The 26306-nt window shown below is 36.7% G+C and carries 26 protein-coding genes; 23 read left to right on the plus strand and 3 right to left on the minus strand.

Going from position 1 to position 26306, the window contains the following annotated elements:
• The first annotated feature begins 94 nt into the window (after positions 1–94).
• The 6 genes from MKX83_RS05005 to MKX83_RS05030 all read left to right on the plus strand — a co-directional run bounded on the left by MKX83_RS05005 (position 95) and on the right by MKX83_RS05030 (position 6118).
• Entirely contained in the window at positions 95–1705 is a 1611-nt protein-coding gene (locus tag MKX83_RS05005; protein ID WP_341054432.1) for a sensor histidine kinase, read from the plus strand.
• Complete coding sequence (locus MKX83_RS05010) at positions 1692–2381, plus strand: response regulator (RefSeq protein ID WP_341054433.1); 690 nt, start codon at positions 1692–1694, stop codon at positions 2379–2381. The genes MKX83_RS05005 and MKX83_RS05010 overlap by 14 nt, the downstream gene beginning before the upstream one ends.
• Before the next feature lie 230 nt (positions 2382–2611).
• Complete coding sequence (locus MKX83_RS05015; protein WP_095370438.1) at positions 2612–3589, plus strand: tripartite tricarboxylate transporter substrate binding protein; 978 nt, start codon at positions 2612–2614, stop codon at positions 3587–3589.
• Positions 3590–3604: 15 nt separating this feature from the next.
• Positions 3605–4054, plus strand: coding sequence for a tripartite tricarboxylate transporter TctB family protein (locus tag MKX83_RS05020; RefSeq protein WP_095370437.1), 450 nt, complete (start codon positions 3605–3607; stop codon positions 4052–4054).
• Positions 4055–4070: 16 nt separating this feature from the next.
• Positions 4071–5582 (plus strand): tripartite tricarboxylate transporter permease, encoded by a 1512-nt coding sequence (locus MKX83_RS05025; protein WP_341054436.1) that lies wholly within the window; start codon positions 4071–4073, stop codon positions 5580–5582.
• 116 nt (positions 5583–5698) lie between these two features.
• A complete protein-coding gene (locus MKX83_RS05030; protein ID WP_322909924.1) occupies positions 5699–6118 on the plus strand; it encodes a DUF1801 domain-containing protein in 420 nt (139 codons plus the stop codon).
• A 119-nt stretch (positions 6119–6237) separates the two neighbouring features.
• Here the strand turns inward: MKX83_RS05030 and MKX83_RS05035 are convergent, their stop codons facing one another.
• Positions 6238–7158 (minus strand): MBL fold metallo-hydrolase, encoded by a 921-nt coding sequence (locus tag MKX83_RS05035; RefSeq protein WP_307319052.1) that lies wholly within the window; start codon positions 7156–7158, stop codon positions 6238–6240.
• 710 nt (positions 7159–7868) lie between these two features.
• On the opposite strand from MKX83_RS05035, the gene MKX83_RS05040 reads away from it, so the two are divergent.
• From MKX83_RS05040 to MKX83_RS05100, 13 genes are all read left to right on the plus strand, one after another.
• Complete coding sequence (locus MKX83_RS05040; RefSeq protein WP_095370432.1) at positions 7869–9299, plus strand: aminotransferase-like domain-containing protein; 1431 nt, start codon at positions 7869–7871, stop codon at positions 9297–9299.
• A 104-nt stretch (positions 9300–9403) separates the two neighbouring features.
• On the plus strand, positions 9404–9595 hold the full coding sequence (locus tag MKX83_RS05045; RefSeq protein ID WP_095370431.1) for a hypothetical protein: 192 nt from the start codon (positions 9404–9406) through the stop codon (positions 9593–9595).
• Between the two features lie 21 nt (positions 9596–9616).
• Positions 9617–10081 carry a YfmQ family protein gene (locus MKX83_RS05050; protein ID WP_341054437.1) on the plus strand — a complete coding sequence of 155 codons (465 nt, stop codon included), beginning with the start codon at positions 9617–9619 and terminating at the stop codon, positions 10079–10081.
• Between the two features lie 113 nt (positions 10082–10194).
• A complete protein-coding gene (locus MKX83_RS05055; RefSeq protein WP_157733782.1) occupies positions 10195–10371 on the plus strand; it encodes a hypothetical protein in 177 nt (58 codons plus the stop codon).
• A gap of 153 nt (positions 10372–10524) precedes the next feature.
• Complete coding sequence (locus tag MKX83_RS05060; RefSeq protein WP_095370429.1) at positions 10525–10881, plus strand: carboxymuconolactone decarboxylase family protein; 357 nt, start codon at positions 10525–10527, stop codon at positions 10879–10881.
• A gap of 12 nt (positions 10882–10893) precedes the next feature.
• Positions 10894–11325 (plus strand): pyridoxamine 5'-phosphate oxidase family protein, encoded by a 432-nt coding sequence (locus tag MKX83_RS05065; RefSeq protein ID WP_095370428.1) that lies wholly within the window; start codon positions 10894–10896, stop codon positions 11323–11325.
• A gap of 88 nt (positions 11326–11413) precedes the next feature.
• Complete coding sequence (locus MKX83_RS05070; RefSeq protein WP_341054439.1) at positions 11414–11902, plus strand: serine hydrolase domain-containing protein; 489 nt, start codon at positions 11414–11416, stop codon at positions 11900–11902.
• A complete protein-coding gene (locus MKX83_RS05075) occupies positions 11902–12204 on the plus strand; it encodes a hypothetical protein (RefSeq protein ID WP_341054440.1) in 303 nt (100 codons plus the stop codon). The genes MKX83_RS05070 and MKX83_RS05075 overlap by 1 nt, the downstream gene beginning before the upstream one ends.
• Before the next feature lie 402 nt (positions 12205–12606).
• On the plus strand, positions 12607–13266 hold the full coding sequence (locus tag MKX83_RS05080; protein ID WP_095370425.1) for a DUF975 family protein: 660 nt from the start codon (positions 12607–12609) through the stop codon (positions 13264–13266).
• A gap of 276 nt (positions 13267–13542) precedes the next feature.
• A complete protein-coding gene (locus MKX83_RS05085; RefSeq protein WP_307319033.1) occupies positions 13543–14085 on the plus strand; it encodes a glycerol-3-phosphate responsive antiterminator in 543 nt (180 codons plus the stop codon).
• A 452-nt stretch (positions 14086–14537) separates the two neighbouring features.
• On the plus strand, positions 14538–15248 hold the full coding sequence (locus MKX83_RS05090) for an MIP/aquaporin family protein (protein WP_095370423.1): 711 nt from the start codon (positions 14538–14540) through the stop codon (positions 15246–15248).
• Between the two features lie 19 nt (positions 15249–15267).
• The gene (gene glpK, locus MKX83_RS05095; protein ID WP_307319031.1) at positions 15268–16758 is read left to right on the plus strand and encodes a glycerol kinase GlpK; all 1491 of its coding nucleotides are present in this window, start codon (positions 15268–15270) and stop codon (positions 16756–16758) included.
• 100 nt (positions 16759–16858) lie between these two features.
• A complete protein-coding gene (locus tag MKX83_RS05100; RefSeq protein ID WP_341054446.1) occupies positions 16859–18472 on the plus strand; it encodes a glycerol-3-phosphate dehydrogenase/oxidase in 1614 nt (537 codons plus the stop codon).
• A gap of 285 nt (positions 18473–18757) precedes the next feature.
• On the opposite strand, the gene MKX83_RS05105 is transcribed toward MKX83_RS05100, so the two are convergent.
• Entirely contained in the window at positions 18758–19708 is a 951-nt protein-coding gene (locus MKX83_RS05105) for a zinc-binding dehydrogenase (RefSeq protein WP_095370421.1), read from the minus strand.
• 290 nt (positions 19709–19998) lie between these two features.
• On the opposite strand from MKX83_RS05105, the gene garD reads away from it, so the two are divergent.
• Positions 19999–21534, plus strand: coding sequence for a galactarate dehydratase (gene garD / locus MKX83_RS05110; protein WP_341054448.1), 1536 nt, complete (start codon positions 19999–20001; stop codon positions 21532–21534).
• A gap of 56 nt (positions 21535–21590) precedes the next feature.
• Here the strand turns inward: garD and MKX83_RS05115 are convergent, their stop codons facing one another.
• Positions 21591–22277: a FadR/GntR family transcriptional regulator gene (locus MKX83_RS05115; protein ID WP_095370419.1), complete on the minus strand. Its 687-nt coding sequence runs from the start codon at positions 22275–22277 to the stop codon at positions 21591–21593.
• Between the two features lie 175 nt (positions 22278–22452).
• On the opposite strand from MKX83_RS05115, the gene kdgD reads away from it, so the two are divergent.
• The 3 genes from kdgD (at position 22453) to MKX83_RS05130 (ending at position 26301) form a co-directional block, all read left to right on the plus strand.
• Positions 22453–23385, plus strand: a complete 933-nt coding sequence (gene kdgD, locus MKX83_RS05120; RefSeq protein ID WP_095370418.1) for a 5-dehydro-4-deoxyglucarate dehydratase — start codon at positions 22453–22455, stop codon at positions 23383–23385.
• A 4-nt stretch (positions 23386–23389) separates the two neighbouring features.
• The gene (gene gucD / locus MKX83_RS05125; RefSeq protein ID WP_341054450.1) at positions 23390–24850 is read left to right on the plus strand and encodes an alpha-ketoglutaric semialdehyde dehydrogenase GucD; all 1461 of its coding nucleotides are present in this window, start codon (positions 23390–23392) and stop codon (positions 24848–24850) included.
• A gap of 95 nt (positions 24851–24945) precedes the next feature.
• The gene (locus MKX83_RS05130) at positions 24946–26301 is read left to right on the plus strand and encodes an MFS transporter (RefSeq protein WP_341054451.1); all 1356 of its coding nucleotides are present in this window, start codon (positions 24946–24948) and stop codon (positions 26299–26301) included.
• Positions 26302–26306: the final 5 nt, after the last annotated feature.

Here is a 26306-nt window from a genome sequence, read left to right on the forward strand (position 1 = left end):
GCCCACCCTATAGAGAATTGATTGTATGAGTTGATAGATTATTCAGAAAGAATCCTGCTATAATGTAAAGAATCTATAAATACTGGAGAACTGTATGAAAAAGTTATTAAAAGTTCCTATAAAAATTAAGATTCTCGTCCTTATAGTCATTTTAATTATTTCTATTATTGTTTTGTTATCTGCGATGTATATCGTGATGAAATTAAATGATGATATGGCTAAGGCTGAAGAGTTAACAATGCAGACAGCAAAGACCGTTTCTTATATGCCGGCATTACATGACTTTTACAACCCTTATAAACTAGTAAATACTTTAGGAAATGTAGTAAATCAAGTAAAAAAGATAGACAATATGGAAGTGTTTTTTCAAAAACGCAATGGCATGATTATCGCCTCGACTGATGATGAATCTACTTTTGGAGAATTAACAATAGAAGAGCATGAAAAAGCACTTATTTATGGAAGCTCTTATGTGATGCAAACAGTAGAAGAAGATAAAAAAGTGATTAAGGCCGTTGCCCCTATAATGGTCAATTATGGTGAATATAAAAAAGTAGAGGGAGCAGTCATTGTCCTTTTTGAAGTGAACCAATTATATGAAGCCATTTGGGAGGATATAAGAGAAATACTTAAAGTATCTGTGATAATCTTGTTTCTTGGCATCTTTGCCGGCTATTCATTGACTAATAGTATTAGGAAAGACACATTAAATTTAGAACCTTATGAAATTGCTGCCATGTTCAGAGAGAGAAACGCTATACTCCATTCAGTGAAGGAAGGGATCCTTTCTATTGATGAAAAAGGGATGATTACGATGGTCAATACTTCCGCTGCTCAGCTATTGACATTAGAGAGTGAAGTAGAAGGGAGATTAGTAGAGGAAGTCATTTCTTCAGAGGTAATGATTGAAGGACTGAAGAGTTGTAAAAAACAAGTAAATGTTGAAATACAAATTGATGAGAAAGCCATTATCATGAATACACAACCGATTATAGAAGCTGGGAAGAGAATAGGTACAGTAGCTAGCCTCCGAGATCGTACTGAAATTAAACGAATGATAGATGCCATATCTGAAGTGAAACAGTACTCTGATGATTTACGAGCACAATCACATGAATTTACGAATAAGTTATATGCCATCTTAGGCTTACTTCAATTAGATAAAAAGGAGAAAGCGATTGAATTCATAAATAGCGAAGCAACATTAGTAAAAAAAGAAGAAAAAATCATTTTTACAAAAATAAAGGATGAACGCGTGCAAGCGATATTATTAGGAAAATTAGCACAAGCTTCCGAAAAGAAAATAGACTTTGTAATAGATAAAGAGAGTTCTTTAGAAGGGTTACCAGATAACCTCAATTTATCGTCACTTATCATTATTCTAGGAAACTTAATTAGTAATGCTTTCGATGCAGTAAAAGAGAATGCGCCCAAGGAAGTGAAATTTTTTGTTACCGATATTGGAGACGAGGTTATTTTTGAAATCCAAGATAATGGAACAGGAATTGCTGAAGAAATGACACAACAACTATTCGAGAAGGGACAATCATCTAAAGGGAAAAATCGTGGTTACGGGCTCTTTAATGTTCAAGTAGAGATAGAATCTCTAAATGGTGTGATTGAATATAGCAGTGATGAGCATAAGGGTACAATCTTTACTGTATATTTACCAAAGAAAGAGGGGAGTAAAAATGGGAATCATTAATGTAGCAATAGAAATAGCCGAAGATGATTATCGGATTGCGCAACTTCATGAAGAGTATATAACTAGAATAGATGGGATGAAGGTAATTGGAACAGGTTTAAATGCTCATGCAATGATGGAACTGTTACAACAGCATCCAGTTGATTTATTACTTATGGATATATATATGCCGGATCGTTTAGGAATTGATCTATTAGAGGAAATAAGGGAGAAGTATCCTCTTGTAGATATTATTTTAATTACAGCAGCGAATGAGAAAGATTATTTATTGAAAGCACTAAAATATGGAGTAATCTCTTACTTAATTAAACCGGTTTCATTGGATGTATTTATTGCAACCTTAGAAAGGTACAAAGAAGAAAAGGGGAAATTCGCTTCTGTCACTGAAGTCAATCAACAGGTTGCTGATTATTTCTTTGGTCGCACGCAAACAGACATATTACATAAACAAACCGGTTTGCCAGCTGGAATTGATCACGTTACGCTTGAGAAAGTGCGCTCCATTCTACAAAAGGGAGGAACAGGTTTAACAGCTGACAAGGTCGGAGAGAAAATGGGAGCATCTCGTACAACAGCCCGCCGCTACTTAGAATATTTAGTTAGTATAAACAAAGCTTATGTGGAACAAGTATATGGAGTGGTGGGGAGACCCGAGAGGAACTATTTTTATCGTTGAAAAACTGGTCGTAAAGGGACCGGTTTTTTTATGTATAAGAGGGAAAACATACGTCGGTGAATGGTATGTCGTATTGCCACTTATAGTTATTGTGAAATAAAGCACAAATGAACACAATGAATTTAATTAATTTTAAGTTTTTAATAGACAATTTTTAGAAAACGTTTACATTTATTTATTCAGAATTTAATATTAACTCAGAATTTAACAAAATAAGGGGAGTGGATATAGTGAAAAAGCTGGTAGTTTTCGTTCTAGCTGTTCTTATATTGACAGCGTGTTCTTCCAATTCAACTTCAGGAAATGGGGAATATCCAACAAAAAATATAGAAGTAGTTGCTCCTGCCTCACCTGGTGGCGGATGGGATTTAACAGCTCGATCTGTGCAAAAAATTCTTAAGGATAATAACCTGGTGGATAATAACATTAATGTCATTAATAAGCCAGGTGGCGGTGGTGAAGTTGGATGGAGCTATTTACATACGAAGGATAGTCATTATCTTGCGGTAAACTCTAGTCTGCTATTAACCAATCATTTCTTAGGACAAAGTAAGTTAACTTATGAGGATTTTACACCTCTTGCGACCTTAGCAACCGAATGGCAGGCCATTGCTGTATCAGTAGATGCTCCATATGAAAATATAAATGACTTGTTTGAAGATATTAAGAATGATCCAGCATCTATAAAAATTGGCGTAGGACCAGGACTAGGCAATGATGATCATCTATCATTTGTGCAAGCGGCAGGAATGAGGGATGTCGCAGCAAAAGACTTGAATTTCCTCGTCTATGATGGCGGTGGTGGGGACGTAGTTACAGCCCTTTTAGGAAATCATGTAAACGCGGTCACGACTTCATTATCAGAAGTTAAGGAACAACATATAGCTGGCAAGCTAAAGATTTTAGCGGTGTCTTCGGAAGATAGATTAGAAGAATTAGAAGATGTACCTACATTAAAAGAAGAAGGTATTGACATGGTTTTCCCCCATTGGCGAGGTATTATGGGGCCACCAGATATGACAGAAGAAGAAATCAAATATTGGGATGAAAAATTGGGAGAGATGGTTAAGAGTGAAGAATGGGCTGAACTTTTAACAAATAATGATTGGGATGATTTTTACCAGAATAGTAGTGATACGAAAGCGTTTTTCGATGAACAAGCAGAATTATATAAGGATTTAATTGGCGAATCAGGGCTGGTTCAGTAAGGGAGGATTTGTTAAGTGAGAATCATCAAAATAGGTTTACCCATATTAATGATAGCCGTTAGTTTAGTTTTTCTAATTAGCTCATTTCAGATCCCAAAAGCTACATTAGGTAGTGCCAATGGGCCTCTATATTTTCCTATTGGCATCAGTGCACTGATGCTTATCCTAAGTGTTATTTATCTGGTGAATGAGCTGAGAAATATCCATGAAAAAGAAGAGAAACTGACAGATGTCTTTAGTAAGAGGGCCATACAGTTAATTGTTGTCACGATCATCCTCGGTATCATTTATGCCTTGACATTTGAAACACTAGGATTTTTAATTTCAACGATTTTATTCTTAGGTGTCTTATTATTTTATCTGAATGGTTGGAGAAAATGGCTCGTTAACGTCATCGTTACTGTGAGTTTTTCCTTCATTACTTGGTACGGATTTAGTCAACTATTAGGTGTAAGTTTGCCATAGAAAAGGAGGGAATCATATGGAGGGTTTTGTAGAAGGATTGATGACAGCCATACAACCAATTAATATTATTTGGATTGTAATAGGAGGATTCTTGGGGACAGTTGTTGGTATGTTACCAGGGTTAGGTCCAGCCACGGCTGTTGCGGTTTTAATCCCAGTTACTTTTGGAATGGACCCAACAAGTGCCATTATATTAATGGCTGCCATTTATTATGGTGCGATGTACGGCGGATCTAGAAGCTCTATATTATTAAATACACCTGGCAATGGTTCGGCAATTGCTGCCACCTTTGATGGTTATCCGATGGCAAAGAAAGGGCAAGCTGGTCAAGCAATGGCCATATCAGCAGTAGCTTCTTTTATCGGGGGGATATTAGCCACCTTTGGATTTATTGCCTTAGCTAAGCCGTTAGCAAGCTTTGCCTTGCAGTTCGGTCCATCGGAATATTTTTTACTTATGCTATTAACCCTCTCAGCTATTGTTTCGCTATCAACAGGAAAAATGATTAAAGGTTTTATAGCAATGTGCTTAGGGTTATTATTAAGTACAATTGGCATTGATCCGCAAACCGGTGTTCATCGTTTTACCCTTGGGATGCCACATTTAGCAGAAGGTATTGATTTTCTAATTGTCATCATTGGAATCTATGCGGTAGGTGAGGTATTTTATAATTTCTTAACGATTTATAAAGAAAAGAAAAAGCAAAAAGAAAATCAAGACATGGGTAAAACATGGTTCACCAAAGAGCAATGGAAACGTTCTAAATGGCCAATTCTCAGGAGTGCACCTCTTGGATTTATTGTTGGTGTACTTCCGGGAGCGGGGGGAACCATTGCATCAATGATTAGCTATTCTACTGAGAAGCAGTTATCTAAAAAACCAGAGGAATTTGGTAAAGGAGCTGTAGAAGGTTTAGCAGCACCAGAATCGGCAAATAACTCTGCCTCAGTTGGGGCGATGATTCCGTTATTAACAATGGGGATTCCAGGTTCAGGAACCACTGCTGTTATGCTCGGCGCATTAATCATGCTCGGCGTTAGACCTGGTCCGATGCTTTTTGAAAATGATCCGGTTATGGTTTGGGGACTTATTAACAGTATGTTTATCGGTAATATTGCTTTAGTGATTATTAATGTACTATTAGTTGGGTTACTCGTAAAGGTCCTTCACACGCCAGCTAAAGTACTGTATCCGCTTATCATTATGTTGGCTTTTATCGGTACTTACACGTTGAGTTATTCTACAGTTGACTTTTACTTATTATTGTTATTCGGTCTCATTGGTTTAGTTATGAAAGTGTTAGATTTTCCTATTGCTCCATTAGTTCTAGCGCTAATTGTGGGAACAGATATGGAACAAAATTTCCGTATGGCTCTGACATCATCTAATGGAAGTCTAAGTATTTTCTTTTCTTCTGGGATTTCTATTATTTTGATGATTCTTACAGTATTATCTTTATGCTATCCACTTATTTTGAAGTTGATTAAAAATAGAAAAAGAAAAGAAGACCAAACAATATCAGGTTAAATAACAGCTCGTCATTGATGGCGAGCTTTTTATTTGCCTATAATGTTGTATAGATACTTCCTGTAAAAAGAAAATAAAAAGCCTAGAGAATCACTGGATAAAAGGAGGAAGAAAACATGTATCAATTAAAGACAAAAGAGACGGATGAAGACGTCATAATGTTTATCGAAAAAGTGGATTCAGTAAAGAAGCGGGAGGATGCTTATCAGTTATTAGATATCTTTATTGAAGCGACCGGTTATCAAGCGAAAATGTGGGGAACGAGTATTATCGGATTTGGAAAATATCATTACAAATACGAATCTGGGCATGCTGGAGAGGCTCCGTTAGTTGGTTTTTCACCGCGTAAAGCTAAAATAAGTCTTTACTTAGCTGCATGTGATCCTAATCGCCTAAACATATTGAATGATTTTGGTAAGTATACTACCGGAAAGTCATGTGTGTATATTAATAAAGTTGCTGACATTGATATAGAAATATTAGCGCAACTAATTAATAGTTCAATCAGTTATTTACAGAAGAAATATCCTCTCTAAACTCGTTGCAATGGCTGGGAAGTCACTTCGATAAAAGGGGAAACTAGGGAAGTATTGATGCATAATTTCTTTCCTAGTCAACTTTATCAATATGCTGTTTGATTTCCGATCCAAATCAGTTACAACCAAAATGTTTCGCCGATTAATAATTTTTTTAGTTGATTGGCATCTAATTGTTGCTTTTCCCATTCAGCATCTAGTCTAGCAATAGCTTCTGGTCCGGTATCGTCTGCTAAATGATAAGTACCATAATGCATAGGGATAAAGGTAGCGCCATTTAATTCTATATATGCTTTCACTGCATCTTCTGGGTTAATGTGACTGACTTTCATAAACCATTCTGGTTCGTAGGCGCCAATGGGCATTAATACAGTTTTGATGTTGAACTTTTCGGCGATCTCTTTAAACCCACGAAAGTAACCTGTATCACCGACAAAATAAATAGAGTGTGGCTCATTTTCTATTATCCAACCACCCCAATGAGATGTATTCGTATCCGTTAGTGATCTTTTCGTCCAATGTTGAGCGGGTACAAAAGAAAGGGACAACGAATTGAGTCTAAAAGAATCATACCAGTTCGCTTCAAATATATGCTGATATCCCCGTTTGCTAAAACTTTTCCCTAAACCAATTGGTACATAGAAAGTGGGGTCTCCTTTTAGTTTTTTAATTGATGGAAAATCTAAATGATCATAATGACCGTGAGAGATTAAGACAATATCGATATCTGGTAAATCAGTTATAGAAATACCGGGAGCTGTTAATCGTTTACCGAGACCCATACGTTTTGCCCACACGGGATCAGTAACGATATTTAATCCATCTATTTGAATGAAAAAAGTAGAATGGCCAATCCATGTAATAGAAGCTTCTTTTCTATTTTTGTTTAATCGTATAATTTCTTTTGTTGGGGATTGCTCAATTTGGATAGTAAGATCTTTTTTATTTTGTCTTCGTTCTTTTTGCCAACGACGAAAATCATTGAATGATTTAGTGTTTTCTACATTATCTAGATTAATAAAACGTTTTTTGCCTGTCATTCTAATCCTCCAAACTTATCTTCCTTTAAAAACATCTGTTAGCAACCATTATATCTGTCTATTTTTTAATATCAAAGTTTTTGTATTCATTTAAACGTAGAAAATGCCCCGTCATTTTTAACTCATGAAAGTACATCTAAATTTAAGTTTTGTAGAGGGAAAAAAAGATTTGATGAAAAAAAGCTGCCAGTGGATTCTTTATGAGGTTCCTGCGTATTTAAATAAGATTAATTCTTATGAATGCAACTCTTGTTATGTAAATTCATTGTATTTCTTATAGTAGGCATAGGACAAAATCTCTTTACGTAACTTTTAGTATGTCTAGGTGAAAGGTGCGTGAGCCGCGCTGAAAAGAGTACAAGAAAACCAAGTCGTATTTTATTCGATAAAAGCATCAACGATTAAACGTTTCATTATTTTAGACTGTGTGACTGGCACAGCGTTTTATTATGCTATTAAAGCCATTTCGACTAGTATGATACTCGCACTTATTGGTTGCGTTGTTGGGACGGAAGGAATTAAAAAAGTGAAAAGAGAAACGGATAGGAAGCATTAGCGAATACTAATTGTCTTTTAACTTCTCCCTTTTTTCAATGCTAAATAGAGTAGTGAATTTTTATGTTATTCATTTCACTCAGAAAACAAAGTACTATTCCATTATTAAATAAGTTGGTTACACTATATGTATTAACTAAAAAGGGATGTATATCATGGATGAAAAAATCAACCGTAAATTAAAGAAGCCGATTTATAAACAAATTGCCGATGAAATAGAGAACGGAATCTCTGACGGTACTTTTCCAGCTGATAAAAATCTACCATCGGAAAGACAGTTAGCTAAAACTTTTCAAGTTAATAGAAGTACGATTGTTGCTGCTTATGATGAACTTGAATCAAAAGGATTAATTGAACGGAGAATCGGAAGTGGTACAGTCATAAGTAAAGATATTTGGGGCATGACAAAAAAGCGTATGCCAAGTTGGAACAGATATATTGAAGCAGGTTCGTTCTTACCTAATTTGCCGATTACGCAAAAAATTCGTAAGGAAATGGAAAAAAGAAAACTTATCAATATGGCGAGTGGTGAGTTGTCAGAAGATTTATATCCAACCGATATTTTAAGAGAAATTACGCAAATGCAAGCGTTTATTGGGAGACTAGGTTACGACCATCCTCAAGGTAGTGAAGCATTAAGATATACCATTATGAAACATGTGGAGAAATACAGAAATATTCAAACAACACCAGCTTCTATCCTTGTTACTTCTGGAGCACAACAAGCCCTGCATCTTGTTGTGCAATGCTTATTAAAACCTGGTGATGCTGTTGTAATTGAAGATCCTTCTTATCATTACAACTTACCCATTTTCAAATCAGCAGGCATTCAAGTCTTTACCCTATCAGCACTAAGCAATAGGGCTCTTTCTGCCGAGCTTCTTTCATTACATAAAAAACACCGGATTAGTATGATTTTTTTAAATCCAGCATTTCAAAATCCAACAGGGAGGCTGTTTAGGAAAGCGCAATTGCAAGAGATTTTGGATATATCTTCTGAATACGGGATCCCAGTGATTGAGGATGATCCATACAGCTTAATTGCTTTTAATAACAATCCTGTCTCTACATTGAAATCGATGGATCAAAACGGAAATGTATTGTATATCAGTTCGTTATCAAAATTAGTTGCTTCTGGTTTAAGGATTGGCTGGATTATCGGGCCGAACTCGGTAATAGAAAGATTATCGGATGCAAAGCAGCAGATTGATTTTGGTCATGCTAGCTATACACAATGGATTGCTAATGATTTTTTGGAGTCAAAGCATTTTCCTGTACATTTAGATAGGATCAAAACAGAACTAGTGCAAAGAAGAAATGAAGTAGTTGCTAGTTTAAAGAAATATTTAGGGGATCAGGTGGTGTTTACCATTCCTCAAGGTGGTATTCATATTTGGTGTGAAATAAACAGAGACGTTGATGAAATGAAGTTGTTAGAGAATGCTATTAAACAAGGGGTTATTTATTTTCCTGGAATGATGATGGGATCAAAGAAGTTATTTGTGCGGTTTACCTTTGGACGAGCAAATGAAGAACAAATAAGAACGGGTATCCAACGCTTTAGTGCTGCATTGGCACTTACTTAAATGAAGTGGATGGTAAAAAAATAGATGAATTGGCTGGTCATAAATATGCTCGTTTCAATTAAGATAAAGGAGAAAGCGAAATACATAAAAGAGGAGCATAAAAGATGATCATATTATACGGCGTAATTATATGCATCCTAATGATTGCGATTATTGCTACCCTATTGATTACGAATAGGAGTGATGATAATTATCAATCATCTTCAAGAAAAAATAATCTAAACTTAACAATGATTTATATAGTGGTGATTGCTTTGTCCATCATTGCTTTAGCTATATATATTGCTTATGACTAAAAGTTTTAGGAGGATCAAGGCATGACATGGACAATGGGTTTTGTATTAATACTAGGTATTTTAATCAAGATGATTACTAGCCCACCAAGTGCGGCTGTCGCATGGGTATTAAAAAAATTTGCCATCCATCAAGAAATAAATGAAAAAGAGATTACATTAGTATATGATAGCCAACTGATAGAGGGACAGGTTAAGGAGAAAGTAGTTACTATGTATAATGAAGCTAGTTTTTTGAAAAGAATTCATATTTATCCTGGTAATGAAGACTTATTTATGCCGCATAATCAAAAAACAGTTCCCTATCATATTTGTTATAGTAAAGGAAAGAAAAAGATACAATTATACCTTTATATTGAAAAAAAATATCTAACTGTTGTAAAACAAACGAAGAGGAAACTAATTGCCTATCAAATGTCTGCTAAGGAACAATATATTGAGTGTGAAGAAAATAGCATATACTCAAATAGTAAAATAGATAACATGTGATCCCCTAAAAAAATTATTCTAAAAATGAGGGCTACCTATTTATTGAAGCTATCCTTGTTTTATTTTTCCTATAAAGGGTAAATACAAAAGTAATAAGGAAGGTGGCTATAAAGATGAGTAGAGAATCTGTTAAAAAAGAGCAAAAGAAAAAAATAGAACAAGATCCTCATGTTGATCCATTACCACTTAAAGATATTGAACTAGAAGTAAAAGAGGAAAAAGTAGGCAAAAAACAAAAAAATAAATCGAGTTCATCATCGAAGAACGAACATGATTATAGTAGTAAATAAAATAGATATGAACACAAGGTTTCTCAAATTTTTTGAGGAGCCTTTTTTGAATGCTGAGGTTCTTCTTGATTTCATTAGATCGAGTTAGTGCTTAAGAAATGTGAAACAGCACATACTACATCTGTAAATATTGAAAATATGGAGGGAAAAGAGATGGAACAACAATCAAATATGGCAGAATCCATTCTTCAATTTAAAGAGGGTTTGGCTCATTTATCGCACACTTTACCAACATATGCAGAGAAATTTAACGAGTTTACAGAGGAATGTTTCAAAGAAGGTGCAGTTAGTGCCAAGCAAAAGCAGTTAATTGCACTAGGAATTAGTGTGCAAGCACAAGATGAATATTGCATCATCTTTCATACAAAAGGCTGTATCGATCAAGGGTGCACAGAACAAGAAATTATGGAAACCATTGCTGTTTCGTCAGCCTTTGGTGGCGGAGCGTCAATTAGTCAAGGGGTAACTTTAGTGCAAAGTTGTATCAATGAATTCAAACCGTTAAACTAGGAGTTGAAGTTGATGTCAAATGAAAAAGTAATGAAAAAAGCAAAAGAAATCATCAAGAATCATCCTATCGGTGTATTGGCAACGGTAGAATCAAATGCGCCACATATTCGTTATATGGCTTTTTATTGTGAAGATAGCGAGGGATTCACTCTTTATAGTGCGACAAAGAAAAATACAGAAAAGGTTGAAGAGATTGAGGAGAATGGACATACTTCTATTCTTTTAGGTTATACTGGTAAAGGTCTGAATGATGAATACATTGAAGTCAAGGGACAATGTCGAATTAGTGAAGATGAAGAGATAAAAAAGAAAATTTGGCAGGATTCTTTCTCCCGTTGGTTTGAAGGGCCTGAGGATCCAAACTATGTCATATTAGCCATTACCCCTCAAACCATTCGCTTTTTAAATAATGACCATCAGCAAACAGAAGAAGTAACTCTATAGAAAAGAGATCCCGTTTTATTTAGCGGGATTTTTTTTCATTGAATAGAACGTATGTTTGTGTTACCTTTTAAAAAAGGAGTGATATATAGTGACTGCATTAAATATAGCAGAAAGAATGAAGGCGTTACACATACAAGGATTAACAATAACAATGATTAAAAATAAGAAAATCTTTCAAAGTGAATATGGAGTGCGTAATAAACACGACCAATTTCCTGTTATGGGAAATACGATGTTTAATGTGTGCTCTATAAGTAAATTGCTTACTACGGTCTTAGCTTGCAAACTAATAGATGAACAGCTCCTCCAACTAGATACACCAATAAATGAAGTGGTCACAACATGGACAATACCCTCTAATACACCCTCAACCACACTCACCATTAGACAATTATTAAGTCACCAATCAGGTATCATTGATCCGCCAAATAGTTTTTTACCCTATCAAAAACGTTGGGGTTACCCTACAGTAGAACAACTTTTTCTTGGGAAAACTGAATATTGTCGAGAGCCTATTATCAGACAAGAGAATCAGGTGGGGAGATTTGGTCAACATCTCAAGACATTAGTATGCTGATGATTGAACTCATGAATGCAATCGTTGGTGATAGTAAGCTCGGCCTCTCACCCCTAACTATAAATGAAATGTTTACATCACAGGGTGAGTGTGAATGGTCAGGGCTTGGCTGCTTTTTAGGAAATACATCCAATGGATTTGAATTGAGTTCCCTTGGTTGGGGAGTAGGCTTTCAAAGTTTGCTTGCTCTATACCCGCAAAAGAAGGAAGGGATAATAATTTTGACGAATACTGAGCTTGGTATTCATCAAATGGATGGGCTCATCGGTGAAATTTATCGGGCATTTATAGGGAAAGAGTAAGAGAATAAATAAAAAACGTAATTTACCTCCAATAAATTTTCTAAGCATTAATCATAAGTAATTAATTTCTCAAAAGAACAAAAGAGCTCAGGGATAGAGTAACCTTCTTGGAATTTTTAGTGGTGATCATCTCGTGATGCTACTTTCTTTAATTAAAAAATAGCCCAAGTTGACAAGAATAATCACAACTTATTAGAGGGGGGAGTATGCGCATTATCGGATGCTAGAACTTTTAGTAGTAATTATTATATATTGGTAAATTTTTTGATATTATCAAAGATGTTTGTGCGTTTTTTAAAGCTAATAGCTTAAGGTAAAAAAATATAAAAAAAGAAAAATATACAATTGATGTCATTTTTTTCTTGTGTTACAATATGTTGGTTGTGAAAGGAGAGAAACGAGATGAAAAGTAAACAAATTAAACAACTTGCTCTCGCATCATTGCGAGACAATTGGGGAAAGGGTGTATTGCTCTCATTCTTATATTTTCTAATTACGTTCATCCCCGAATTTATTATTGAAATACTATTAATTCCTTATCCTGAATGGGAGTATGCTGCAGGGTATAATTTAATTAGTATTGCAATTAGTATAATCTTAATTCCATTTGGTGTAAGTCTTTCATTGTCGTACATTACATTAATTAGAGAGTCTAAGCTTCCAGTGGAGGAATTATTTACAGGCTTTAAGTATTTGAGTTTCTTAAGAGCTTTGGGATTAACGATTTTACAAAGCATTTATATTTTCTTATGGTTCTTATTATTGATTATCCCAGGCATCATTAAGTCGCTTTCGTATTCTCAAGCGATGTATATTTTACGCGACCGCCCAGAATTATCTGTGAACAAAGCGATAACTGAAAGTCGAAAAATGATGAAGGGTCATAAGTGGAGATATTTTTGTTTGAACTTAAGCTTCATCGGTTGGGCTTTTCTATGTATCTTAACGCTTGGAATTGGGTTTCTTTGGCTTGGCCCATACTTTTTAACAGCGCATGCACACTTTTATGAAGATTTAAGAGACCGAGAAGGTGCTGTTGCTGTGAAGGAAGCGATTATATAATTGTTTAGAAGACCTTCATCTGATAAAGATGTTGGTCTTTTTATCTTTATATAATGTCTTGTATATACCTAAGGTTTTCTTTTTAAATCAATAGGGAACACTTTTAATCTGGATTCAGTGAGTATCTAGCTTTCTTTTTTTTGTGTAGAAGATGCTTTATAATGAATGAAGCCAAAGATAAACAATTAAGACAGGTATTTAGTGTAATTGCTTTTTTCTTTACCTGTTTCTATTATTAATGGATAGATATGAGCAATGAAGAAGGAGTTGATCTTAGTGATCAAACAATCAATCCTACCAGCTATTCGTAATATGAAGGATTTCGAGAAAGTCATCTCTTCGCAATATGAGTATATGATTTTACTGGATTCTCACATTACACAAATAAAAAGTGTTGTAGCAACAGCTAAGAAGCATAATAAAAAAATCCTCATTCATATGGATATGATTGATGGTTTAAAGAATGATGAAAGTGGCACTTTATTCGTTTGCCAAGAAATTAAACCGGCTGGGATTATTTCGACCAAGAGACAAGCGATTATTACAGCCAAGAAAAAAGGGGTACTAGCCATTCAAAGGCTTTTCTCCATTGATACCCTGGCGTTAGAGAATGGACTAGAGTTGTTGAAGAATACAAAGCCAGATTATATTGAAGTGTTACCTGGCATTATTCCAGAAATCATTCGCGAAGTTCATGAGAAAACGGATATAAAAATAATTGCTGGTGGCTTGGTGAGGGAGAAATCAGAGATTGAATCAGCCCTCGAATCCGGTGCTATCTCTGTTTCAACATCTAACAGGGATCTATGGGAGCTATAATTAACTGCGATCTTTTTCTACTTACAGCAGGTTGGTAGAAAAGGATGGCTTTTTTTATTACTGCAAAAAGATTGCATTTTCTATTCGCTGAAGAAATATAATGACTTGGAAGGGCGCTCATCTTCAGTCAGATTTGTTTACTTATCGACTCGGATTGCTGTGAACATGGGGATAAGTATCTTACTTGTTGTTAAAAACCGATCGGTCTGGTGATTTTTCTTTACATGTCTCTTATCTTATTCTTCTAAAAAATTTAATTATTTATTTGCAATCGTTTTCATTTTATTATAATATGGTTCGTACAAGTTAATTTATTTTGTCGGAGATTTAGAGAGGCATGCGAAATAACGTTTGATCGTTATTTTCTTTCGCATGCCTCTTTTTGTTTTCTCTTGAAAGGGTAATGTAAAAAGTAGTTTTATAGTCTATTAAATGATTAGGAGGATTACTGAATGTCTGATATTTTTATAGGAGAGCTAATTGGCACTTTCATATTAGTCGTATTCGGTGTTGGTGCTGGGGCCAATTTGAATTTAAACAAGACATTTGCTAATGGTGGTGGCTGGATTGTCACTTCGTTTGCATGGGGGTTTGCTGTCGCGTTTGGTGTCTACGTTTCAGATTTCTTTGGTGCGGGTGGCCATCTCAATCCAGCGGTAACATTGGCGGCAGCTTTAGCTGGTAGTATTGAGTGGGGAGCTGTTGCATATTATGTATCAGGACAAATGATTGGTGCATTTATTGGTGCAGCGTTTGTTATCTTATACTTCTATCCACACTGGAAAGCTACTAGTGATCAAGGCACGAAACTGGGCGTTTTCTCAACAAGCCCAGCAATTAAAAATACGCCATTTAACTTCATAAGTGAAGTACTCGGAACATTTATTTTAGTCTTTGGTTTGAATGCGATTGGGCTAAATTCATTTGCTGAGGGATTAAATCCTCTTATCGTTGGGTTCTTTATTGCCGCAATTGGTATGAGTCTTGGGGGAACAACAGGTTATGCGATAAATCCAGCTCGTGATTTAGGACCGCGTCTTGCCCATGCATTACTACCCATCCCAGGCAAAGGGTCTTCGGACTGGGGCTATGCTTGGATTCCAGTTGTAGGTCCATTAGTTGGGGCTGTTCTTGCAACATTTGTATTTCAATCTTTATTCTAATAAATAGGGGGATGCCGACATGACAAAAAAATATATCTTATCACTAGATCAAGGAACAACAAGTTCAAGAGCGATACTTTTTAATAAAGAAGGTCATATTGTAGGTGAATATCAACGGGAGTTTAAACAGCATTTTCCAAAGCCAGGCTGGGTTGAGCATGATGCGATGGAAATTTACGCTTCTATTCTTTCTGTTATGGCGGGTGTCATAAGTGAAAATAATATACAAGGCAGTGAAATTGCTTCTATTGGGATCACTAATCAAAGGGAAACAACGGTTGTATGGGATAAAAATACCGGTTTACCAATCTATCACGCTATCGTATGGCAATCCAGACAAACGAGTGAAATCTGCAATGAATTAAAAGCAAAAGGCTTAAATGATACTTTTCGTTCGAAAACGGGCTTATTAATTGATGCATACTTTTCAGGTACAAAAGTAAAGTGGATATTAGACAATGTTGAAGGAGCACGTGAAAAGGCAGAAAATGGCGACTTGCTTTTCGGAACGATTGATACATGGATTATTTGGAAGTTATCTAACGGTCAAGCACATGTAACAGATTACACGAATGCATCAAGAACATTAATGTATAATATTTACGATTTGAGCTGGGATGACGAATTATTAGATATTCTTACAGTTCCTAAGTCTATGCTGCCTGAGGTGAAATCCAGTTCTGAAGTGTATGTGGAAACAGCGAAAGAGATTTTTGGCGATATCACGATTCCCATTTCCGGTATTGCTGGTGACCAACAAGCTGCTTTATTCGGTCAGGCTTGTTTTGAGAAAGGCATGGCAAAAAACACGTACGGCACAGGGTGCTTTATGCTTATGAATACAGGGGAAAATCCAGTGCAATCAGAAAATGGTTTACTCACAACTATTGCATGGGGACTGGATGGTAAGGTAGAATATGCATTAGAGGGTAGTATTTTTGTTGCTGGCTCGGCTATTCAATGGTTGAGAGATGGCATGAGAATGATTAAGACTGCCCCAGAAAGTGAAGACTACGCAACGCGTGTAGAATCAACTGATGGTGTTTATCTTGTACCTGCATTTGTTGGACTTGGGACACCCTATTGGGAAAGTGATATTCGAGGAGCTGCTTTTGGAATGACGCGTGGAACGACGAAGGAACATTTTATTCGTGCCACATTAGAGAGCCTCGCATATCAAACAAAAGATGTGTTAACAGCAATGGAAAGTGATTCAGGTATTGAGCTGAAGAAGTTACGTGTCGATGGTGGCGCTGTGAAAAACAATTTCTTAATGCAATTCCAAAGTGATATACTAGACACTATTGTTGAACGCTCAGAAATTAATGAAACAACGGCTTTAGGAGCTGCGTATTTAGCCGGCTTAGCTGTTGACTTCTGGACAAAAGAAGAAATCATTAATAACTGGAAAATTGGAGATTCATTTGAAAATCAAATGGAATCAAGCAAGCGTGACGAATTATATAACGGCTGGAAGAAAGCAATTAAAGCAACAATCGCATTTCAATAAAACAAGTTAATATAAAATGTTGGAGAATGAGAGACCGCAAATCAACCCTGTACATAAGGGCTATTTGCGGTCTTTTCTTTTATCCAAGGAAGGATGGATTATGATGAATAGAAACGCAAACTTAAACGAATTGAAAAACAAAAAATTTGATTTACTTGTACTCGGAGGTGGGATTACCGGAGCTGGAATTGCTCTTGATGCCCAGTCACGTGGCTTAGATACAGGGCTAATTGATATGCAGGATTTTGCTGCTGGCACAAGTAGCCGCTCAACTAAGCTTGTTCATGGCGGGCTACGTTATTTAAAACAAATGCAAATAGGCGTTGTGGCAGAGGTCGGGAAAGAAAGAGCCATCGTTTATGAGAATGCACCCCATGTTACCAATCCTGAATGGATGCTGCTTCCGTTAATTAAAGGAGGTACATTTGGACCGTTTACTACTGGTATTGGATTAAGGGTTTACGACTTTCTTGCAGGTGTTAAGAAGAGTGAAAGACGGAAGATGCTATCTAAAGAAGAGGCAATTAAAAAAGAGCCATTACTTGTAAAAGACACCCTGAAAGGTGCAGGTTACTATGTAGAATATAAAACAGATGATGCCCGTCTCACACTTGAAGTCGCTAAAAAAGCAGATGAACTCGGTGCAACCTTAGCAAACTATGTCAAAGCAGACGACTTTATATATGAAAATGGCAAAGTCATTGGTGTAAATGCAGTTGATGTATTTTCAGGCGAAGCTTTCCCTATTTATGCGAAGGAAGTTGTTAATGCTACAGGCATCTGGGTAGATGGACTAAGAAAAAAAGATGGCTCTCTAAGCGGTAAGAAATTATTTCATACAAAGGGTGTCCACTTAGTATTTGACCAAAAAGACTTTCCGTTACAAAACGCTGTTTACTTTGACACACCAGATAAAAGAATGGTATTCGCCATTCCACGTAACGGAAAAACATATCTAGGCACAACAGATACTAAATATGAGGGAGACCTCGTAAATCCAGAAATGACAGAAGAGGACCGTGATTATCTACTAAAAACAGTAGAACTGGTTTTTCCAACATTATCATTGTCTAAAGACCAGATTGAATCACATTGGGCGGGTGTTCGTCCACTCATCTACGAAGAAGGAAAAAAAGAATCCGAAATCTCACGTAAAGATGAAATATTCTATTCTGATACTGGGCTCATCACCATAGCAGGTGGCAAACTAACAGGCTACCGCAAAATGGCCGAAAAAACAGTCGATGTTGTCGCAGAGAGATTAGGAAACACCCAATCATGTCAAACAGATCACATCATTTTATCAGGCGGTGATGTAGGTGGTTCTAATGGCTACCAGTCTTTTGTGGAAGAGCAAATAAAGAATGGTACAGCAATCGGATTTACAGAACAAGAAGCAAAGCGCATAGTCGAACGCTATGGCTCTAATATCAAAAACGTATTTGAAATTGCTAAAAAAGCTAAGGGTGAGCATGATAAAGTCAATCTATCCCTTGAAGCCTATGCTACATTAATCTATAGCTTAGAAGAAGAAATGACCGAAACCCCAACCGATTATTTTATGCGACGGACAAGTGCCATATTGTTTAATAAACAATGGGCAATGAACTATAGTGAAGCAGTTGTGACATTTATGAGTGATTATTTTGCTTGGAATGCACAAAGGACAGAGAAAATGAGAGAAGAGTTGAAAGAGGAAATAAATAAGGCATAATCATAGAAAATCGTACGGCTTGAGCCGTGCGTTTTTTTTTTGAATTGGAATAAAGTTAGAAGTTTAAGGTTGCAATTATCAAGTTTGCTCACTTTTTAGTGGTTGTGTATTGATTACGACATGTCAAAGTAAACATGATCAGGATTTAAACGTGTGATTGAACATACTTAGGACACAAAGGATTATTTGCATGTCCACCTCTTACACCCTACTAAATTCGTTGGCGAATGATGTACTATAAAAGATAAAATGGGCTTGGAAGATAATCCAAACCCAAATGTCTTATTAATCCATAATCGCTACTAAACGTCCTGTCACTTCATGACGTTCTAAACGAGCTAAACCTTCCCCAATTTCATCAAAGGTGATTTCAGTAATGGCTGGATCGATATCGCCTGAAGCCATTAATTTATATACTTCTGCAATATCGTATTTATCTCCACCAACACTTCCGAGTAGGCTTGCAGCTTTTAAGATAAGTGGATCAGTATTAATTGTAGATTCTAGTTTCCCCATACCTACTAATACAACTTTACCACCTGGTGCAACTATATCAATTGCGCCAGCTGTTGTGGTACCGAAGCCAGCATAATCGACTACTAAATCTGGTGCAATATCGGCTAATTCTTTAATATCTTCAAATACATCTTTTACACCAATTTCTTTGGCTAATTCACGTGCTTTAGGGCTTACATCTACTGCATACGTTTCAATGCCAGCCACAACAGCTGCACGAGCAGCAATTTGACCTAATCCTCCGATACCAATTACTGCTACTTTCATTCCTGGTTTAGCTTCACCACGTTTGAACATTGCGTGATAAGAGGTCATTCCTGCATCGGTGCCAGCTGCCGCTTGTGCATAAGTTACACCATCAGGAATGGGTACAAGGTCAATCGCGGGAGCAGATACTTTATTTGAATAGCCTCCATCATAACCATATCCAGGTCCCATACCAACTAAGCTAACAGGACAAACACCAACGCGGTCACCTACTTTGAAATCGGTTACACCTTCGCCAACTTCAGTAATCATACCTGCTACTTCATGTCCCATAATGATTGGTTTTTTCTCGATAATATCCATCCATTTTGGATCATGTAAAGCTCCTACATCAGAATGACAAAGTCCAGCTGCCTTCACATCGATAATTACACGACCCTCAGTTGCTACTGGATCTGGTTTTTCAACTACTTTCAATGGTACATTGGTTGCTGTAAATTCCCAGCCTTTCATATTAACCCCTTCTTTCTAAAAGTTTTACCATGGTTCCTACCTAGGATTTGCCGATTAAATTGATATTACAATTGTACATTGTCGACAATATAAATTATAACGCTATTTGTGTATTCTGTATACTGAATCAAAAATAGCAATATATTACTGGCTTTCCTCTATACTTACTTTTCTATAAGAAAAGTTTGTCACCAATGCAAATGAGAGAATATTATTTAAAATATTCTCACTATTTATTGACCATTTAGTTTATTTGTCTTACAATAATACAAAATGAGGAGGGATGAATTATGCGATTGAACACAGAACGAAAAGAAGAGCCCCTTTTTATAAAAGTCCATGAAAAAGACAATGTAGCAATTGTTGTTAATGCTGGTGGGGTAAAGGAAGGTACAACCTTTTCTAACGGGCTGGTTCTTACTAGTAGAGTACCAGAAGGACATAAAGTAGCACTTAAAGAAATAGCTGAAAAGGATGAGATTATCCGTTACGGAGAGGTGATAGGGAAAGCGTTGAAACCTATTAAGAAAGGAAGTTGGGTAGAAGAGTCAATGGTTGAGCTTCCTATTCCACCAGATTTACATAAGTTAAGTATAGCAACTCGTGTGCCTGATGCCCTCCCACCATTAGAGGGGTATACATTCCGAGGATTTCGCAATCCTGATGGAAGTGTAGGAATAAAGAATGTTTTGGGAATATCAACAAGTGTGCAATGTGTTGTAGGTGTACTTGATTTTGCTGTGAAGAGAATAAAAAATGAATTACTGCCAAACTATCCAAATGTAGATGATGTCGTAGCTATTAATCATCAGTACGGATGTGGAGTAGCCATTCAAGCGCCAGAAGCAATCATCCCGATAAGGACTTTGCAGAATTTAGCTAAGCACCCGAACTTTGGAGGGGAAGCTTTAATCATCGGTCTTGGGTGTGAAAAGTTATCACCATTAATGCTCGCACCTGATGGTAAAGATCGCGACATATTGTCTTTACAAGAACAAGCAGGTTTTTCAGATATGGTAACAAATATTATGAATATGGCCGAAGAAAAGTTAGAGAAACTAAACCTTCGCAAAAGAGAAATCTGCTCAGTAAGCGATTTAGTGGTTGGCTTACAATGTGGGGGAAGTGATGCTTTTTCAGGTGTTACAGCTAATCCTGCTGTTGGTTATGCTGCTGACCTTTTAGTAAGAGCTGGTGCTACAGTCATGTTTTCTGAAGTAACTGAAGTAAGGGATGCAGTCCATCTTTTGACACCTCGGTGCGAAACGAAAGAGATTGGAAACGCTTTAATTAAAGAAATGCAATGGTATGATGAGTATCTTCAAAAAGGTAAAGCAGATCGAAGTGCGAACCCATCTCCTGGCAATAAAAAAGGAGGCCTATCTAATATAGTAGAGAAATCATTAGGTTCAATTGTTAAATCTGGTAGTAGTGCTATTTCTGGTGTGCTTGCACCAGGAGAAAAAGCAACACAGAAAGGTCTCCTTTATGCGGCTACTCCGGCAAGCGATTTCGTATGCGGTACATTACAGTTAGCTTCTGGCATGCATCTACAGGTATTTACAACTGGTAGGGGCACACCGTATGGATTAGCAATGGCACCTGTCATAAAAGTATCCACAAGAAATGCTTTAGCAGAACAGTGGAATGATTTAATTGATGTAAATGCGGGAACGATTGCCACAGGTGAATCAACAATTGAAGATGTGGGATGGGAAATATTCCATCACATTATTGAAGTAGCAAGTGGAGAAAGAAAGACTTGGGCAGATCAATGGGGGCTTTATAATGATTTAGCTCTATTTAATCCTGCACCGATTACTTAATTAGATAAAAAAAACGAACCCAGTACCGTTCTTTACATACGGTTTGGGTTCGTTTTTTATTCTAATACTTTTCCTTCAACAAACTTCAAATGATTGTACATTGCTTGAAATGCAGCCTGAGGATCTTTTTTCTTGAGTGCTTCATAAATGGCTTTATGATGTCTGATTGTTTTTTCTTTTTCTCGATATTTGATTTGTGCGTTGATTTTTACATGTGAGAGTAAAAGCGAATCAATCATTCCTTGTAAGACAGGATTATTTACACTAAGGGCTATAATTCGATGAAACATAAGATCATGTTCACCATACTCGTTGTCGACTGAATTTTCCATTTTGATAATTGTGTCATTCAAAGCTTCAAGAGTTTCATCTGTCATTTTTTCTGCTGCATATGTAACAAGACCTAGTTCTAAAGAGGTGCGTGCTTCAACGATTGCTTCAATATTGTCACTAACAAGGGAAAGCATGGTTGAAAATGGTTTATTACTTATACTCTCAGTAAAGTAAGTACCATCTCTCGTTTTTCTTTTTACAATACCAAGAGATTCCAGTGAAGTCATCGCCTCTCTCATGACGGGACGACTGACACCTAGAAGTTCCATTAATTCCATTTCCGGAGGTAGTTTGTCACCGGGTTTAAGTTTATTTGAAATTAATAAATCAATTATTTGTTCCTCTACTTGCTGAGCCAATGTTTTTCGTACGACTTGGCTACTAATTAAATCAAGCGCATCTTTCTTCACAATTGTCCACCATCCAAATTACAATAGTTTAATTAATCTAATTGTAATACAAATAGAATTAAAAGAATAGCAAGCCCTTTAGAAAAATAAATAAAAATTTTCAAAAAACATATTGTCAGTTAATTTAATTTGTCTTACAATTATACATAACAAATTGAAAGGGGAGGAATGAAATATGCATTCACCTAGAAAAGCACCTACAGGTATTCTCGGATTTCCTGTAGCTCCATTTGATGAAAATGGAAAGTTAGACGAAAAAGCGTTAGAAGTTAATATTCGATATTTGATTGAAGAAGGATTAGAGGCAATCTTTATCGCATGTGGGTCAGGAGAGTTCCAATCATTGAGTAAAGAGGAATATGAAATCATGCTTGATGTTGCCATCCAAGAAGCAGGTGGTAAGGTACCTGTTTATACAGGTGTAGGTGGAAATATTCAGGATGCCCTTTCATATGCGCGCTTATCAGAGGATAAAAAAGCAGATGGCTTTCTTGTATTACCTCCCTATTTAGCAGAAGGTGAACAAGAGGGATTATATGATTATCTGTATCAAGTAATCTCAGAAACATCACTTAATGCTATTGTTTATCAAAGGAATAACGCGATTCTACAACCTAGCACATTAGAGAAATTACTAGATTTAGAGCAACTGGTTGGCCTAAAAGATGGTGTAGGGAATATGGAACTGAATATTTGTTTAACCAATCGTATCGGTAAACGTTTAAGCTGGTTGAATGGCATGCCTATGGCTGAGGTAACAATGCCAGCTTATATTCCATTAGGGTTTGATTCGTATTCCTCTGCAATTTCAAATTATATCCCTCATATTTCTAGACAGTTTTATGATGCTTTGTTACAAGGGAAAAATGAAATTGTCCACGAGATATATAAAGATATTATTTTACCAATAAATGAGATCCGTAAGCAGCGAAAAGGCTATGCAGTCTCCTTAATTAAAGCAGGTATGGAACTGTCAGGGTTACCAGTTCAGAACAAGGTTCGTGCACCTTTCACACCTGTAGAACTTGAACATTACAAACAATTAGAAAGTATTTTGCAACGAGCAAAAGAGAAGTATCCAAAAAAGCAAAAGATTGTCAGGGGGTAAGGGAATGAGTACAGTGACAACGGCAAACTACTTAAATTATATTAATGGGGAATGGATAGAGTCGAATTCAAATGAAACAATTGAAAGTATCAATCCGGCGGCACCGAGTGAAATAGTTGGTGTGATTCAATCGTCAACAACAGATGATCTAGATAAAGCTGTTGAAGCAGCGAAGCATGCTCAGAAACCTTGGAGAAATTTAAGTGGTGCCCAGCGTGGTGAAATACTTTATAAAGTAGCTGGATTAATGGAGGAGCGGTTAGAAGAAATTACTGAATGTGCTACGAAGGAAATGGGTAAAACACTTGCGGAGACGAAGGGTGAAACGAAACGTGGCATAGCGATTTTAAAATATTATGCAGGAGAAGGAATGAGAAAAGTAGGTGATGTCATTCCATCTACCGATAATGAAGCATTGATGTTTACGACAAGAGTACCACTTGGAGTTGTGGGCGTTATCACTCCTTGGAATTTCCCTGTTGCTATTCCAATATGGAAAGTGGCACCAGCACTGATATATGGAAATACAGTAGTCATTAAGCCTGCTAGTGAAAGCGCAGTTACTTTTGCGAAAATTGCTCAATGCTTTGCTGATGCAGGATTACCAAAGGGTGTACTAAATATGGTCACTGGCTCTGGCGCTGTAGTCGGTGGAGGGATTGCTAAACATCCAGATATAAAAGGAATTACTTTTACTGGGTCAAATGCAGTTGGTAAATCAATCGCACATGAGGCAATGAAACGAGGCGTGAAGTATCAACTTGAAATGGGTGGTAAAAACCCAGTAATCGTTGCCAAGGATGCTGATTTAGAGTTAGCAGTCGACGCTGTTATTAAAGGTGCTTTTCTCTCTACTGGACAAAAGTGTACAGCAACGAGCCGAGTGATTGTAGAAGAAGCGGTATATGATAGATTTGTAGAAAAATTGGTGATTGAAACGAAAAAGATTACGATTGGATCAGGTCTTCATGCAAGTAGTTGGATGGGACCATGTGCAAGTGAGTCGCAATATAAAAATGTATTACAAGCTATTCAAACAGGGGTAAGTGATGGTGCAAAGCTGCTTCTAGGTGGTAAGCCATATGAAGACAAGGAGAGTGGTGGCTATTTTGTCGAACCAACGATCTTTGAAGTAGCAGATCAAGAAATCGCTATTGCTAGAGAAGAAATTTTCGGACCGGTTATCGCTCTCATAAAAGTTTCGTCATTAGAGAGCGCAGTTGAAGTAGCTAATGATTCTGCTTATGGCTTAAGTGCTTCGATTTTTACGCAAAATATTACAAGAATGCTGAAATTTGTTCAAGAGATGGAAGCGGGATTGATCCGGATTAACGCTGAAAGTGCTGGTGTTGAATTACAAGCACCATTCGGTGGTATGAAGGAATCGAGTTCACATTCACGTGAACAAGGAGAGGCAGCAAAAGAATTCTTTACATCTATTAAAACTGTGTTTGTAAAAGGCTAGCATCAGGATGGGTGGGCAGCGCGACCTACTCATCATTTAAAAAAACAGTAGATTGTTTACGCTTACATTCAATAAAATAAAAGAGGGTGATTACCATGGCAGTCCTTAAATCGGAAAGACAAATAACACCAGCAACAGGAAAGAAAACAAAAACGAGATGGTTAATTGTTCTAATGATCTTTATTGTCACAGTTATCAATTATGCTGATCGTGCTACTTTATCAATTGCCGGTCCAGCGCTATCAAGTGATCTAGGTATAAATTCAGTGATGATGGGGTATTTATTTTCAGCATTTGCGTGGTCCTATGTATTAGGGCAGATTCCTGGTGGATGGTTGCTTGATAAATTTGGCTCTAAGCGTGTTTATTTTTGGAGTATTTTCCTTTGGTCTTTGTTTACTTTAGTACAAGGGTTAATAGGTTCATTTCAATCAGTCACAACAGTTGTTATCATTTTATTTGCCTTAAGATTTTTTGTAGGGTTGGCAGAATCACCATCTTTCCCTGCAAATAGCCGAATTGTAGCTGCATGGTTTCCGAGTGCGGAAAGAGGGACTGCCGCAGCAATCTTCAATTCAGGTCAATACTTTGCTACTGTACTATTCGCACCTATCATGGGGTATATCACCTTCACATTTGGTTGGGAATATGTCTTCTTTTTCATGGGGGCCATCGGAATCATTGTAGCCTTTGTATGGTTAAAAACGATATACAACCCAAAAGATCACCCTAAAATTAATCAAGCAGAGTTGGATTATATAAAAGAAGGTGGCGCATTAGTTGATATGGATACTGCGGCCAATCAAGTAGAGAAAAAGCAAGGGCCGAACTGGCAATATATAAAGCAATTATTAAGCAATAAAATGCTTCTCGGCGTCTACCTAGGACAATATTGCATAACGACCTTGACCTATTTCTTCTTAACATGGTTCCCGGTCTATTTAGTGGATCAAAGAGGTATGAATATATTAGAGGCAGGTTTAGTTGCTTCATTACCTGCTATCTGTGGATTTATTGGTGGTATATTGGGAGGAACGTTCTCTGATTTCTTATTGAAGAAGGGTGTCTCGATAACGGCAGCAAGGAAAATACCAATTATTACTGGTTTACTTCTCTCTATGAGCCTCGTTATTGCTAACTATGTGACCACAGAATGGGTAGTTGTTTTTGTAATGTCCCTAGCTTTTTTTGGCAAAGGATTTGGGTCTCTGGGATGGGCCGTTGTTGCGGATACTTCTCCGAAAGAGATGTCAGGGGTGAGTGGAGGATTGTTTAATACTTTTGGTAATGTAGCAGGTATTACTACTCCAATCATTATTGGCTATATTGTAGGCACAACTGGATCTTTTAATATGGCGTTGTTGTTTGTTGGTGCGAGCGCTTTAGTCGCAATATTAAGTTATTTATTCCTTGTAGGTGAAATTAAGCGAGTAGAATTGAAGGAAGTTTGATAGGG

The sequence above is a fragment of the Cytobacillus sp. FSL M8-0252 genome (assembly GCF_038007345.1).
In the GTDB taxonomy this organism is placed as follows: Bacteria; Bacillota; Bacilli; order Bacillales; family Cytobacillaceae; genus Cytobacillus; species Cytobacillus kochii.